The following is a 13,352-nucleotide window of genomic DNA, read 5'->3' as shown; positions in this document are numbered from 1 at the left end:
TTGACCCTGGCGCGCCTGTGAAATCCTAAAAGATTTCCGCTGGTAAGCTGTCATCGGCCCGAATTCGATCCGGGGCCAGAGGAAAAGCAGCAGCAAACAGAGCCCCCGAACCCAGCGCACTTTCCACAGAAAGTGCGCCGCGATGGCGGATGACAATGTGACGCACAATGGCCAATCCGAGCCCTGTACCCTGTCGCTCGCCGCTCTTTTGGCCTTCGACGCGATAGAATCGTTCCGTCAGACGTGGCAGGTGCTCGCGCGCCATGCCCGGCCCGTGATCGCGCACGGTCACGACCACATATCGGGCCGACTGTTCACGGTCAGGTGTTACCAGAGACAGGCGGGTGCTGTCCTCCATACGCGAGCGGAAGCTTTCATCCAGAGTGCGGTCGCGTTCGATGGTGATTTCGATCTGGCCACCGGCGCTGGAGTATTTCAGGGCGTTGTCGACGAGATTTTGCACGACCTGAACGATCTCGTCGCGGTCCCCCGTCACATCGGCTCCGCCTAGCCCCAGTTCGGCGCGGATCGACACTTGCCTTTCTTGGGACAGCACACTGACAGCGTCCACCACATCGGACGTCGCGCGCGAAAGGTCCACGCGTCCCGAGGGGGCAATATGTTCGTTCAGTTCGATTCGCGACAAGGACAGCAGGTCCGCCACCAGACGGCTCATCCGGTCGGCTTGAGTGGCCATGATGTCGAGGAAGCGGTCGCGCGCCTTGGGATCATCCTTGGCGTGCCCCTTCAAGGTTTCGATGAAACCCGACAATGAGGCCAGCGGCGTGCGCAATTCGTGGCTGGCATTCGCCAGAAAATCCACGCGCATCCGCTCGATCCGGCGCAGGTCCGTTTCGTCGCGAAGTGCCAAGAGCGCCAAGGCCTCGTTCTGCCCTGCCCGTTTGGGCAGCGGCGTCACAAACGCCCGCCAGTTCCGCTCGCTGGCACCACCGGAGAGGAAATCCACGCGCGCCGAAATGTCGGCAAACAGGGCCTCGTCGACGGCTTCCAGCACGCTCGGTTCGCGAATAACAGAGACCAGCAGGGTGCTGGAGTGGCCTGCGATGCGGAACATGTCGCGCGCCGCACCATTGGCCAGCATGATGCGTCGTCCCGCAATATCGTCCGCTTCACCTCCCGCCACGATCATGATCGGATCGGTCACCGTCTCGAACACATCCGCCAGCAGGGCTGCCTCGTCGGGTCGGTCGACACTGGTATCCTTTGCGGCCGCAGGGACAGGTTCTGACATATGGGGCTCTCGGTTGACCAGCCACGTAGCCAGCCCCACGGCCATGGCCCCCATGACCAGCCACCCCGCCAGTTCGGGCTTCATTACCGCCAGCACCAGCATGATCAGGATGGACAGGCCGCCACTGGCACCCGCCGTCCAAAGACGGGAGTTCAGCTTGGGTGCCACCGGAGACGGCTGAGGTTCGTAAGACATGGACTTCCTGATCCGACGGCTGAGGCCGTGCTTTGCGGCTATCATGCCGCTCCGCTTCATCCCTGTCTGCCCTTGCCCTGTGACATCCGTGCAAAGATCGTCCTGATGCGCGTTTAAATCTCGTCCCGCAGCATAACCGTGATATCTTTTGTCACGGAGGGTGTGATTATGAATCGTCTGGGTTTGGCAGCATTGGGGCATCAATCCGTGCTGGAAGGGCTGACGACTTTCTCGGTGAGTTTGGCCGGGTTTGCTATTGTCTTCAGCCTTATGGAAGCGACCCACTATTTCGGGCGCGGCCGACGCATATTCCCAACAATCCTGATACCCGCTCTGTGCGCCCTAGGCGTATGGAGCCTGTGCTTTTCCGCGATTCAGGGTGGTTTGGTCGGTGAAGGCTCGACCTATGATCTTGCGCTGATCAGCCTGTCTATCGCGGTGGTTTTCACAGGCTTCATACTGGCCTATGGCCTTGTCATCGCCGTGCCGCACGACCGGTACAGCCGACCGCACCGCATGGCAGGGTCGATGCTGGCCATCGCCAGCGTAGTCGTGATGCACTACGCCATTTTAAAGAGTCTGCGGCTACCGGCCCAGGAGCTGCAATGGTCTGCACTATCCGTTTCAGTGGCCGTATCGGTACCCCTGCTGGCCGGATTGGTGGGTGGCTATTACTGGCCGGCCAAGCCCTTATGGCGCATTCTTTTTTATACATTTCTGGCCACTCTGGCGATTTGCTGGCTCCATTTCGTTAGTACCGGCCTGTCTGTGGTGGTCCCTTCGGCTTCACTCTCGGACCACGGCCTTTCCGCTTTTATCGTCAACAAGGTCGTGACCGGATTCATCACCTGTCTCATCCTCACGCTGACATTCGTCGCGGGGGGATTATGGCGCTCGAATTTCGACCTGATGCAAAGTGTGCAGGACGCGATCGAGGTCATGCCGGTGGGTCTGTCGATCTATGACCAGGACGACCGGCTGCTCATCTGGAACCAGAAGTATGCGCAGTTAAATCCCGAAATGATCATGCCGCTTAAAAAAGGCATGACCTATCATCAGGTGCTGACCCTGGGCTTGAAGAGCAAGCTGGTCCCGTCGGACATGACGGATCGGGAATGGATTGAAGAACGCAGCCGCAATCACTGTGAGGGCGACTGGCTGCTGTCCTTCTGTCACAGCGATGAATGGGTGCACATTCAAACCCGGCGCACAGGTAATGGCGGCTTGATCACCATTACCAATGATTTCACCGAGCAAAAACGCCACGAACAGGAACTTGCCAGCGCTCTGTCGGCCGCCCAGAGCGCTAGCGTGGCAAAAAGCCAGTTTTTGGCCAATATGAGCCACGAAATCCGTACGCCTCTAAACGGCATCATGGCCGTAGCCGACGCCCTGCACCGCACACCGCTACAGCCCAAACAGGCCGAGATGGTCGACCTGATCTGCGCCTCCAGCCGGACGCTCAAAACCCTGCTGTCCGACATTCTGGATCTGGCGCGCGTCGAATCCGGCCAGACGACATTGGCTCCAGAGCCTATCGAACTGGCCTGTCTGGTGCATGAGAGCACCCAGCTCTATGCCAACTCGGCGCGCGAAAAGGGACTGGCCTTCAATGTCCACATCGCGCCGGACGCGCGCATATGGGTCAAGGCCGATCCGGTGCGCACCAAACAGGTTATCGGCAACCTTGTATCCAACGCTGTGAAGTTTACGGACGAGGGCAGCGTGACGCTGAATGTCGACCGCATCGATGGCCAGATTCGCTTCACAGTGGCCGATACGGGCATCGGTTTCGATCCTGAAAGCCGCGACCGCCTGTTCAAACGATTTGAGCAGATCGACAACAACATCACCCGCCGCTTTGGCGGCTCGGGCTTGGGCCTCTCCATCGTTGCCCAACTCGTCGAGATGATGAACGGCAGTATCGATGGCACCAGCGTGCCCGAGACCGGCTCCATCTTTACCGTCACCCTGCCCTTGCCCGAAGTCACGCCTGTCCAGACAAAGGCGGCCGAGACCGGACTGGCAGACGATTTGGGCCGCGCCGCCCAAAGCCTGACGCAAGCTAGTTCCAGTCAGGCCACCCGTATTCTTCTGGCCGATGACAACCCCACCAACCGCAGAGTCGTGCAACTGATCCTCGACGCCCAAAATATCCAGGTGTCCGAAGCCGCCGACGGTCAGCAGGCGCTGGATATCTTCACCGCACAGGATTTTGATCTGGTGCTCATGGATATGCAGATGCCGGTGATGGACGGCCTGGCGGCCACGCGCGCCATCCGAGCGCTGGAATCACAAAGGGGCACCCTTCCTACCCCCATCATAATTCTGACGGCCAACGCCATGCCTGAACATGTGCAATCGTCTCTGGACGCGGGGGCTGACGCCCATCTGTCCAAACCGTTCAATGTCAGCCAATTTCTGGAGCTGACCTATAATCTGACCGCCAGAAACCAACAGCCCGCCTGAGGATCACTCAGACGGGCTGCCGTTTCAGGGAGAGGTTTGGCTTATTCGTAGCCGTGGGCGGCTTCGTTGATCACCTGACTGGGCATGGAAGAGAAATCCACGCTCAGGGGCACGGACGCCTTGGCCTGAAAAGTCTTGATGACGTGCTCCAGACGACGGCGCACTTCCTGCGTCGTGTCGGCACCCGCATCAAGTTCAAGCGGCGCGAGGCAGTAGTCAATGATCGCGCGGGGGCTGTTATAGGTCGTCATCAGGTCTCTCCTTTTCAGGAAGTGGGAGCCGGAACAGGCCGGCTCCCGTGGGGGATTAGGCGGCGTTGAACTGGGCCGTCTCGGTCGAGTCCTTCAGCGCGGTGGTCGAGGACTGGCCTTGCGAGATGACCGTGGCGACATCGTCGAAATAGCCGGTGCCGACTTCGCGCTGGTGGCGGGTGGCGGTGTAGCCTTGGGCTTCGTTGGCGAATTCGCGCTGTTGCAGCTCCGAGTAAGCCGCCATGCCACGGTCGCGGTAGCCCGAGGCCAGTTCGAACATGCCGTTGTTCAGGCTGTGGAAACCGGCCAGCGTCACGAACTGGAACTTGTAACCCATGGCACCCAGTTCACGCTGGAACTTGGCGATGGTTTCCTTGTCCAGCTTGGCTTCCCAGTTGAACGACGGCGAGCAGTTGTAGGCCATCAGCTTGCCCGGATACTTCTTCTGGACAGCTTCTGCGAACTTCTTGGCGTCATCCAGATCAGGGTGCGAGGTCTCCCACCACAGCAGATCGGCATATTTGGCGTAGGAAAGGCCACGGGCGATGCAATGCTCAAGGCCGGTGCCTTCCTTAAGACGGTAGAAGCCTTCCGGCGTGCGGTTCTCGCGGTCAATGAACGGGTGGTCGCGCTCGTCGATGTCCGAGGTGATCAGCTGGGCCGATTCAGCGTCGGTACGGGCAACCGTCAGGGTCGGGGTGCCGCAAACGTCGGCAGCCAGACGGGCCGCGATCAGGTTGCGCTCGTGGGCTTGGGTCGGGATCAGGACCTTGCCACCCAGGTGGCCGCACTTCTTCTCGGAAGCCAGCTGGTCCTCGAAGTGAACGCCAGCCGCTCCGGCCTCGATGAAGGCCTTCATGATTTCGAAGCTGTTCAGCGGACCACCGAAACCGGCTTCGGCGTCAGCCACGATCGGGGAGAACCAGTCGCGCTTGGCACCACCCTCGGCATGCTCGATCTGGTCGGCGCGTTGCAGGGTGCGGTTGATGCGGCGGCACAGTTCCGGCGCAGCATTGGCCGGATACAGCGATTGGTCCGGATACATGGCGCTGGCGGTGTTGGCGTCGGCAGCGACCTGCCAGCCCGACAGATAGATGGCCTTTAGACCCGCGCGGACCATCTGCATGGCCTGATTACCGGTCACAGCACCCAGAGCGTTGATGTAGGGTTCCGAGTGCAGCAGTTCCCACAGACGGTTGGCACCGCGTTCGGCCAAGGTATGGGTGATCGGCACCGAGCCGCGCAGACGCAGAACATCCTCGGGGGTGTACGGGCGTTCAATGCCGTCAAAGCGGCCCTGGGGTGCGGGAACCAGATCAGCGAAGGTCGTCATGGCGTTCTCGTTTTCTGCGTTGGCGCGGTCACAACCGCCTCACAGGTCAAAGAACACACCCCAGTCACAAAAGACACAGGCCGACAGCCGACTTTAAAGTCACTTAGTCAGAATATGACTTGACGAAGTTAGTCACAATATGACCTAACAGAGACATGCAGGACAATGCCGACCGCAAACTCTTTCTCGGGGCGCGTCTGAAACGGCTGCGCCGCGATCTGGGCCTGACCCAGACGGCTATGGCCGAAGACCTTGGCGTGTCGCCGTCCTATCTGAACCACATCGAGCGCAACCAACGCCCCGTCTCGGCGCAACTGCTGCTCAGACTGGCAGAGACCTATGACGTTGACCTGCGCACCCTCAATCAGGCGGGTGCCATCGATGAGGCGCGACTGAACGAAATCCTGGCCGATCCCGTCTTCAAAGGCGTGTCGGCACCGCGCCACGAGCTGATGCAGGTGGTAGAGGAAGCCCCTGCTGTCGCCGAGGCCCTGTTGCGCCTGTATCAGGCGTTCGATGACCAGCGCGCACGCGCCCGCGCGGCCGCCGAACAGGGCGATGGTCTGGACGATGCCGCGCCTGCCGACTGGGTGCGTGAATATGTGCAATCGCGCGGCAACCACTTCCCCGATCTGGACCAGATGGGCGAGGCTTTGGCCCACCAGCTGTCGCAGGACCGCCCGCCCCACGCCGAAGGGTTTGAAGTCACCGCCCGCCACCGATTGGCTGTCACCCATGGACTGACGGTGCGCACCGTGCCCGCCGATGTGATGGTGGAATGGACGCGGCGTTTTGATCTGCACCGCCGTCGCCTGTTGCTCAGTGAGAGCCTCGGCCCGTCATCGCGCGCCTTTGCCGTCGCCTATCAACTGGCCCTGTCCGAACACGGCAGCGCGCTGAATGCCATGGCCGATGACGCGGGTGCCCCTGATGCGGCCACGCGCAATCTGTTGAAGGTGGCCCTGACCAACACCTTGGCCGCCGCCATCCTGATGCCCTATGGCGCGTTCCACCGCGCCGCCGAAGAAAGCCGCTATGACCTCAACCGGTTGGCCGCAAGATTTGGCGTCTCCTATGAACAGGTGGCCCACCGCCTGACGACCCTGTCGCGGCCCTCGGCCCGTGGCGTGCCCTTCTTCCTGATGCGGGTGGATCAAGCGGGCAACATCTCCAAACGCTATGCGACCGGCGCATTTCCCTTCTCGCGCTTTGGCGGGGCCTGCCCGCGCTGGCGGCTGCACTCGGCGTTCCGCACACCGGGGCGCATCATCACCCAGATCATCGAAACGCCGGGACAGGACGGCAAGCCCGGTGGCCGCTGGTTCACCTTTGCCCGCACGGTCGAGCGTCAGGGCCGCGACGGCTTTGGCGATGCCCAAGACCTCGCCATCGGCATGGGTTGTGAACTGCAACACGCCCACCGCCTGATCTATGCCCAGGGACTGGACCTGAACCATCCCGACGTCACGCCTATCGGTCCTGCCTGTCGACTGTGCCACCGCCATCCGTGCGCCGAGCGCGCGGCTGCGCCTATCGACCGCCCGCTGGCCGTCGACGACTGGGCAAAGTCGCTGAGCCCCTACCCGTTTGCGCAGGCCTAAGCCTGGCCGAGGATGACGCGATCACCGACTCGGCGGGTTGGCCAGTCGGACAGCACCGCCATGACAGCAGCCTGCGGATCGGTGGCACCCCGATTGATCATGTCCAGCAGCAGGCTGGCCACCTCGGGGCGACCTCCGCGCGCGGCAAAGTGGGCCATCCACTCTTGCACCGTCAGCACACCGTCACGGCGGTTGGCGTCGATTAGCGGGCGAATAAAGTCGATGAAGTCGCCGCCTGTGCGCCTGCGCTCAGCCGCCTCTGCGGCCATGGCGAACACGGCCCCGCAGGCATAATAGGCGCGGTGCTCGCCACGCTCGCCCGCAGTGGCGATGGGCTGACGGGCATATTTAACACAGTCATCGATCTCGGTCTGGAGTTCGGCCGTTTCGTCATAGGCCGGATCGCGCGCCTTCAGTGCTCGCACCGCCATCATATCGGCCCCGCCCTCGGTGATCCACGCATCGCGGGCGAACTCGTAACGCACCGTCTGGCCCAGCCAGAAGTGGGCAGCTTCATGCGCGATGAACCACAATGAACGCTCGCGGATTTCATCATTTGGCTCTGTGATGCCCGAACCTTCGAAATTCATGACGATCAGTCCAGGCAAGACGCTGCCACTCATACTGGTCATGCGTCGGGTCGGGCCGTTCCATGCCGCCATCAGCACCGGATTTTCCGCCTCGGCATTCGCTGGCCCCAGTCGCTGCCGATACCATTGTCCCGTTGCGGGCGCAGCAGTGGCCAGCGCGCTCGCCATCCATTGGGGCAGGGCCGGATCGATAACCGCCGTCAGACCGTCTCCGCTAGTCACGTCGGCATCGCCCAGCAGCACATAGGAGCGCTCGAACTGGGTAATCAGTTCTGGGCGGCGCACCGCCGCATACAGCAGTGGCCCCGCTTCATCACGCCAGTGCACGCGCGTCGGGCCAGTGGGCAGGTCCACACCATTCAGGTCTGACGGCAGGGCCGCCACCTCGTCCGCACTGTCCATCGGAAAGACCGTCATCTGCCGCGTGGGCAGTGCCACCGCACCGTTGGAGAATTTAAGCGTCGGGTATTCCGCCTCCAGATCCACCGCGCGGGGCGTGATCTGGATATCCACCGTGCGCGGCACCGGACCGCCGTCATCGCTGCGTAAAATGTCGTAGTGTCCTGCCCGATCCAGCACGACGCCGGGGGTCAGCACCCGCCATTGGCGCGGACGCCACGGCTCGCGCACCTCGCTCATCAGGGCCGAGTCATAGAAGGCCCAGACGGCGGCATCGCGGTCCAGACTGTATTGCAGATGAAGGGTCTCGCCCTGACGCAGCACACTGGCGCTGGCCGCAGGCGGCCCGCCACGCTCAATCGGCGGCAGGGGCGCACAGGCCGTAATCAGGGCCGTCATCAAAGCCGCGACCGAAGCCGCAGCCGCCGCCCGTCCGGAGCGAATGTTCAAAGGCCACCTCATGTTAAAACCGTCACCGACACCGTCACCGGATGCCGCCCCCGTTGTCAGCTTACAAATCAGCAAGGCACGATGCGGGTTCCTTTCAGGCGATGGTATGTCGCGCCTTTTCCAGCTCCTCGGCCATGACCTGTTTCAGCCGTTCGGGCTGGACGATAGTGGCGGTACCGCTCCAGCTGAACAGGTGCCACGCCAGTTCGCGCATGCCCGAGGCGCGGAAACGCACGATGACAGAGCCGTCGGCCTGATCCTCCAGTGACTGCGTCGGGTGCCAGCGCCAGCCTCGCGCTTCCTGCGCCGCCTCCGGCGCGATCCGCAGGACCACATCCTCGATCTGGTCCTGATAGATGCCGAACGACTGGGTGGCGAAGGCGGCCAGATCGAAATCGGCGGGCGGACGGGCCATCCCCTCGCCCGTCATGACGCTGCTCATACGGTCCAGACGGAAGGTCTGGATGCGCTCGCTGGCCGGATCATAGGCCACCAGATAGTTGGCCCGTCCGAACATCAGCCCGCACGGCGTGACGGTGCGGGTGCGCGCATCCGCTCCCGGTCGCGAATAGATAAAGTTCAGCGGGCTTTCCGACAGGATGGCATTGCGGATGGTGGTCAGCACCGTTTCATCGGCACCGGGACGCGGGCCGGCCTGCACGGCGATCGTTTCGGCGCGCACCAGAGCCTCCAGATCGGGGGCCATCCGGTTCAGCGTGGTCGAGCGCATGGCTGCCTTGATCTTGCGCTCAAGGCTTTCCAGCGCCGCCGCCCGTGAAGGGTCGCCCGCCGCGTGCAGGGCGGCTGCCGCCTTGGTCAGCTCCAGCATCTCCGTCGCCGTCGGGGCCTGCTCGAACGCCGACAGGCCGCCACGGATGCGCCAACGCTTGGTCGGCGGGTCGCTGATTTCCTCGGCCTGCGGAAACAGCATCAGGACCGCATCGCGCATACGCTCTGCGGTACGGCGCCCCACGCCCAACTGGCCGGCCATGTCGTTGATGGTCAGGCCCTCGGCGCTGGCCGCCATCCCGCGCGCCAGATCGATGACCATCGCCGCCTTATCGTGCCGCATGAAACTCTCCACAGAGGTGCGTCCGTATCTGACGCAATGCTGTCGCATAACCATCCTGTCAGCAAGAGGCAGACGCCTCCCAGCAGGAGTTTTTCACAAATGGCCTTCTCGTTCGCCCGCACCGCCAAAGCCCAGATGGATCGCGCTGCCCAAAGCCCCTACGCCGCCGCACCGACCCTGCGTCCGTTCGAGCGCAAGTCGTTTGCCGATCGCTATCTGATCGTGCCGTGCGAGACCGAGGCGGATCTGGCCGTCATCTGGGACCGTCAGGAAGAACAGGTCGTGGACGTGATCTGCGCCCCCATGGGTCATTATTCCGAAGAAGATGCCATGTGGGACGAGTTCCGCAGTGCAGCGGCCCTGGCCGCCTGATGGCCAGCGGTCCCGCTTCGCAGGGGCTTTAGTGGACGAGCGGATCCGGCTTCGCGATCCGCCCCGCCAGCGTCCAGGGCCCCTGCGGCACCAGCCGCACCCAAGCCCCCGACGGAGCCGTCATCCAGTGACCGTCTCCTGCCTTTGAGGCCTCGCGCATAACCGGTCCTCCGGTCGCGATTTCCAGAACCAGCGGCGCACCCATATAGGCCGTCCACATTTCCTCGCCGTCCATAGGCACCCACTGCGGGTCCTGATCGGCGCAGATCAAACGATAGGAGGCGATCTTTTCTGCATCCGCCTCCTGCCCCGGCAAAATGCGATAGAAACCGCCCGCCGGATGCGGCGCGAGGCCAAGGTTCATCGCAACCTCGTCGGCCGTGAAATCGTCGTCGCCGTCGCTCATGGATCGCGTTACCCGTGCGGTGTCTCAAGCTCAGCTATAAGATGATCCGCTATGCGGTGCCAAGCCGCACCGAGGGCGCGGCCTTATGGCTGGACCACAGCCTTCCACTGCCCGTTTTCGAAGCGATAATACCCTGCCCAAGTCCACGGCACGGCCGATAGCGCGGATTTCGAACGCCCCGACGCCCTGACCAGATAGGTCTGATCCGCTTGTAAAGGCGCGGCCTGTCCCGATTGCACAAAGCCATCCGGTACCTCGCCATAGGCCAGTTGCCGCACCGTGCGGCACCCGCGTTTGGCGTCGAGGGACCAGATGGGCTGGTCATGACTGCGCGATACGCCGAGGTGCTCGACGCAGGCCCGTTCCGGCTGCTCGGCGCTCAGGCCAAAGGTGGCCACGGGCTGCGCCAGCGTTCTGGCAACATGCACCGGCACCATGGCCGAACAGGCGGCCAGCACCGTAACGGCAAACAGCCAGACCGGATGGCGAGGGACAGACAGGCGAGCGCTCATACAGGCCAAACGCCCGCCCGTGCCGCCGGTTCTCGGCACCTAAAGACCTTTGACGATACCCTCGACCATCTTCTTGGCGTCGGCGAACAGCATCATGGTGTTGTCGCGGAAGAACAGCTCGTTCTCGACGCCCGCATAACCCGCCGCCATGCCGCGTTTGACGAACAGCACCGTGCCCGCCTTATCGACATCGAGGATAGGCATGCCGAAGATCGGGCTTTGGGGATCGGTCTTGGCGGCAGGGTTGGTCACATCATTGGCCCCGATGACAAAGGCCACATCGGCAGAGGCGAACTCGGAGTTGATGTCTTCCAGCTCAAACACCTCATCGTACGGCACATTGGCCTCGGCCAGCAGCACATTCATGTGGCCCGGCATACGTCCGGCCACGGGGTGGATGGCGTATTTCACCTCCACACCCTCTTCCTTCAGCTTGTCGGCCATTTCGCGAAGGGCATGCTGGGCCTGCGCAACCGCCATGCCATAGCCCGGCACGATGATGACCTTGGAGGCATTCTTCATAATGAAGGCGGCGTCGTCGGCACTGCCCTGTTTGACGGGGCGCGTCTTCACGCGGCCATCTCCAGAGGCAGCGGACGCATCCGCACCAAATCCGCCGAGGATGACGCTGATGAAGCTGCGGTTCATCCCCTTGCACATGATGTAGCTGAGGATCGCACCCGAGGAACCGACCAGAGCGCCCGTGATGATCAGGGCGATGTTCTCCAGCGTAAAGCCCAGCGCCGCTGCGGCCCAGCCGGAGTAGGAGTTCAGCATGGACACCACCACCGGCATGTCGGCCCCGCCAATAGGGATGATCAGGGTGACGCCCAAAATCAGACTGATGCCGAACACCGCCCAAAAAGCCCAGACTGCCGTGCCCCCCGTGCCGATCAATATGCCGATCAGGAATACCAGCGCCGCCGCCAGCGCCAGATTGATCAGATGGCGCGAGGGCAACAGAATCGGCGCACCGCTCATATTGCCGTTCAACTTGGCGAAGGCGATAACCGAGCCGGTAAAGGTAATGGCCCCGATGGCCACGCCGAGGCTGAGTTCGACCAGAGACAGGGTCTTGATACCGCCCGCCACAGTCTGGATGTTGAAAGCTTCGGGCGCATAGACCGCACCCACAGCGACCAGACAGGCCGCCAGACCGACCAGAGAGTGAAACGCCGCCACCAGCTGCGGCATGGCCGTCATCGGCACGCGATTGGCGATCACGGCGCCTGCCCCGCCGCCCACCACCACACCCGCAGCCATCAGACCCAGTGTCAGCGGGTCCAACAGGCCTTGGGAACCCATGAGGAAGAGGGTGACGCCGACTGCCAGCGCCATACCCACCATGCCAAGCAGATTGCCGCGTCGGCTGGTTTCAGGGCTGGAGAGGCCACGAAGGGAGAGGATGAACAACACCCCCGCCGCCAGATAGGCCAAAGCCGCAAGTGATGCCTTCATCCCCTCCCCCTCATGGAGTTGCCTTAAAAGACGTTGATGACCGCCGGTGCAGCACCCGTGCTGCCTGCGGCGGTGGGCTTGCCGTCCTTGACCAGGGCGACGCCGACGTTGCCGTCACCGCCGGTCTTGGTCAGGGTGCAGCTGCCGTTATCGGTCGGCAGATTGCCGCGTTGCGGGCCGGTGCCCGAAACCTGCATGCGGTTTTGATACACGCCGCGCAGGGTGACCGGACGGAAGCGGCAATCCAGGGTCCACGATGCGCCCTGCGGCGCAGCCACGGCCCAATCCAGACCGCCCTTCAGGTCACCGGCCACTTCCTTCGGCTGGGCCGAAACGGCACCAGCAGCGGTCAGGCTCAGGATCAGGGCGGCGGTCGAAACAAAGGTCTTCATTCTCGGATACTCGACTGAGTTTTTATGACTTGATGTGCGGCTGGGTGCGGGACAGTCGCCACAGGGCAGCGACGATGAACAGCGGGCCAAGCATGACGATTACCCAATCCAGAAAATTGAGTTCTCTGTCACGCAAGAAATACATCGCCAGTGTCGCCGATATGACGATCATCGTGCCGCAGTCGTGAAAACGCTGACGGATGATGGGGGATCTTGCCTTGAACCAGCCCCACCCCCACAGGCCAAAGCCGTAGAGAACCATCAGGCGGGCCAAGATCAGGGCCCAGGGTTCGCCAGCGATGGTCATCAGTTCTTGCCTGCCTGACGGCGGCGCTGGGACCGGATGGCCAGAAACACCATGGCCGCACCGCCCACGGCAAAGCCGTACATCGAGGTGTCGTTTCCTTCCTGATAGGCGCGATACGACAGGGCCGCAAAACACACGCCGACGGCCAGCGGATAGCCGACCCCCAATACCTTCTGCAGTCCGGCACGCACGCCGGGGCTCAGTCGCGACGAGAACACCGTCAGCAACAGAACCGCTGCCACACTCAAGGCCATGGCCGAGATCGCCACCATGGCCGGATCAAATCCACTCAT

Annotated in this window: 14 protein-coding genes; 3 read left to right on the top strand and 11 right to left on the bottom strand. The window is 62.6% G+C overall.

Annotation, left to right across the window (positions count from 1 at the left end):
- Window positions 1-25: 25 nt before the first annotated feature.
- Window positions 26-1,447 carry a sensor histidine kinase gene (locus B3B04_RS05135; RefSeq protein ID WP_292040553.1) on the bottom strand — a complete coding sequence of 474 codons (1,422 nt, stop codon included), beginning with the start codon at window positions 1,445-1,447 and terminating at the stop codon, window positions 26-28.
- A gap of 168 nt (window positions 1,448-1,615) precedes the next feature.
- On the opposite strand from B3B04_RS05135, the gene B3B04_RS05130 reads away from it, so the two are divergent.
- Window positions 1,616-3,916, top strand: a complete 2,301-nt coding sequence (locus B3B04_RS05130; RefSeq protein WP_292040550.1) for an ATP-binding protein — start codon at window positions 1,616-1,618, stop codon at window positions 3,914-3,916.
- Window positions 3,917-3,957: 41 nt separating this feature from the next.
- On the opposite strand, the gene B3B04_RS05125 is transcribed toward B3B04_RS05130, so the two are convergent.
- Window positions 3,958-4,167: a hypothetical protein gene (locus tag B3B04_RS05125; RefSeq protein WP_292040548.1), complete on the bottom strand. Its 210-nt coding sequence runs from the start codon at window positions 4,165-4,167 to the stop codon at window positions 3,958-3,960.
- 55 nt (window positions 4,168-4,222) lie between these two features.
- Complete coding sequence (gene aceA / locus B3B04_RS05120; protein WP_292040545.1) at window positions 4,223-5,500, bottom strand: isocitrate lyase; 1,278 nt, start codon at window positions 5,498-5,500, stop codon at window positions 4,223-4,225.
- 155 nt (window positions 5,501-5,655) lie between these two features.
- Here aceA and B3B04_RS05115 point away from each other — a divergent pair, with 155 nt between their 5' ends.
- A complete protein-coding gene (locus B3B04_RS05115; protein WP_292040543.1) occupies window positions 5,656-7,101 on the top strand; it encodes a helix-turn-helix domain-containing protein in 1,446 nt (481 codons plus the stop codon).
- Here B3B04_RS05115 and B3B04_RS05110 read toward each other — a convergent pair.
- Window positions 7,098-8,540 carry a hypothetical protein gene (locus B3B04_RS05110; protein WP_292040542.1) on the bottom strand — a complete coding sequence of 481 codons (1,443 nt, stop codon included), beginning with the start codon at window positions 8,538-8,540 and terminating at the stop codon, window positions 7,098-7,100. The genes B3B04_RS05115 and B3B04_RS05110 overlap by 4 nt on opposite strands.
- 94 nt (window positions 8,541-8,634) lie before the next feature.
- Window positions 8,635-9,612 carry a helix-turn-helix transcriptional regulator gene (locus B3B04_RS05105; RefSeq protein ID WP_292040540.1) on the bottom strand — a complete coding sequence of 326 codons (978 nt, stop codon included), beginning with the start codon at window positions 9,610-9,612 and terminating at the stop codon, window positions 8,635-8,637.
- A gap of 99 nt (window positions 9,613-9,711) precedes the next feature.
- Here B3B04_RS05105 and B3B04_RS05100 point away from each other — a divergent pair, with 99 nt between their 5' ends.
- On the top strand, window positions 9,712-9,984 hold the full coding sequence (locus B3B04_RS05100; RefSeq protein ID WP_292040537.1) for a hypothetical protein: 273 nt from the start codon (window positions 9,712-9,714) through the stop codon (window positions 9,982-9,984).
- A gap of 28 nt (window positions 9,985-10,012) precedes the next feature.
- Here B3B04_RS05100 and B3B04_RS05095 read toward each other — a convergent pair whose 3' ends face one another.
- From B3B04_RS05095 to B3B04_RS05070, 6 genes are all read right to left on the bottom strand, one after another.
- Window positions 10,013-10,390 carry a cupin domain-containing protein gene (locus B3B04_RS05095; protein ID WP_292040536.1) on the bottom strand — a complete coding sequence of 126 codons (378 nt, stop codon included), beginning with the start codon at window positions 10,388-10,390 and terminating at the stop codon, window positions 10,013-10,015.
- Window positions 10,391-10,473: 83 nt separating this feature from the next.
- Window positions 10,474-10,902: a hypothetical protein gene (locus tag B3B04_RS05090; RefSeq protein ID WP_292040535.1), complete on the bottom strand. Its 429-nt coding sequence runs from the start codon at window positions 10,900-10,902 to the stop codon at window positions 10,474-10,476.
- Window positions 10,903-10,941: 39 nt separating this feature from the next.
- Window positions 10,942-12,360, bottom strand: a complete 1,419-nt coding sequence (locus B3B04_RS05085; RefSeq protein WP_292040534.1) for an NAD(P)(+) transhydrogenase (Re/Si-specific) subunit beta — start codon at window positions 12,358-12,360, stop codon at window positions 10,942-10,944.
- Between the two features lie 23 nt (window positions 12,361-12,383).
- Window positions 12,384-12,752, bottom strand: a complete 369-nt coding sequence (locus B3B04_RS05080; protein ID WP_292040532.1) for a hypothetical protein — start codon at window positions 12,750-12,752, stop codon at window positions 12,384-12,386.
- A gap of 22 nt (window positions 12,753-12,774) precedes the next feature.
- A complete protein-coding gene (locus B3B04_RS05075; protein WP_292040530.1) occupies window positions 12,775-13,059 on the bottom strand; it encodes a hypothetical protein in 285 nt (94 codons plus the stop codon).
- Entirely contained in the window at window positions 13,059-13,352 is a 294-nt protein-coding gene (locus tag B3B04_RS05070) for a hypothetical protein (RefSeq protein WP_292040529.1), read from the bottom strand. Before B3B04_RS05070 ends, B3B04_RS05075 begins: the two co-directional genes overlap by 1 nt.

This window comes from Brevundimonas sp. UBA5713 (genome assembly GCF_002419815.1).
Classification (GTDB): Bacteria; Pseudomonadota; Alphaproteobacteria; order Caulobacterales; family Caulobacteraceae; genus Brevundimonas.
Note: the sequence above shows the minus strand (reverse complement) of the source record. Positions and strands in the feature narration are given on the sequence as shown.

What these genes read in the sequence shown, in the direction of transcription:
- B3B04_RS05135 (WP_292040553.1), bottom strand. Translation starts at nt 1,447, where the DNA reads ATGTCTTACGAACCTCAGCCGTCTCCGGTGGCACCCAAGCTGAACTCC.
- B3B04_RS05130 (WP_292040550.1), top strand. Translation starts at nt 1,616, where the DNA reads ATGAATCGTCTGGGTTTGGCAGCATTGGGGCATCAATCCGTGCTGGAA.
- B3B04_RS05125 (WP_292040548.1), bottom strand. Translation starts at nt 4,167, where the DNA reads ATGACGACCTATAACAGCCCCCGCGCGATCATTGACTACTGCCTCGCG.
- aceA (WP_292040545.1), bottom strand. Translation starts at nt 5,500, where the DNA reads ATGACGACCTTCGCTGATCTGGTTCCCGCACCCCAGGGCCGCTTTGAC.
- B3B04_RS05115 (WP_292040543.1), top strand. Translation starts at nt 5,656, where the DNA reads ATGCAGGACAATGCCGACCGCAAACTCTTTCTCGGGGCGCGTCTGAAA.
- B3B04_RS05105 (WP_292040540.1), bottom strand. Translation starts at nt 9,612, where the DNA reads ATGCGGCACGATAAGGCGGCGATGGTCATCGATCTGGCGCGCGGGATG.
- B3B04_RS05100 (WP_292040537.1), top strand. Translation starts at nt 9,712, where the DNA reads ATGGCCTTCTCGTTCGCCCGCACCGCCAAAGCCCAGATGGATCGCGCT.
- B3B04_RS05095 (WP_292040536.1), bottom strand. Translation starts at nt 10,390, where the DNA reads ATGAGCGACGGCGACGACGATTTCACGGCCGACGAGGTTGCGATGAAC.
- B3B04_RS05090 (WP_292040535.1), bottom strand. Translation starts at nt 10,902, where the DNA reads ATGAGCGCTCGCCTGTCTGTCCCTCGCCATCCGGTCTGGCTGTTTGCC.
- B3B04_RS05085 (WP_292040534.1), bottom strand. Translation starts at nt 12,360, where the DNA reads ATGAAGGCATCACTTGCGGCTTTGGCCTATCTGGCGGCGGGGGTGTTG.
- B3B04_RS05080 (WP_292040532.1), bottom strand. Translation starts at nt 12,752, where the DNA reads ATGAAGACCTTTGTTTCGACCGCCGCCCTGATCCTGAGCCTGACCGCT.
- B3B04_RS05075 (WP_292040530.1), bottom strand. Translation starts at nt 13,059, where the DNA reads ATGACCATCGCTGGCGAACCCTGGGCCCTGATCTTGGCCCGCCTGATG.
- B3B04_RS05070 (WP_292040529.1), bottom strand. Translation starts at nt 13,352, where the DNA reads ATGAGTGGATTTGATCCGGCCATGGTGGCGATCTCGGCCATGGCCTTG.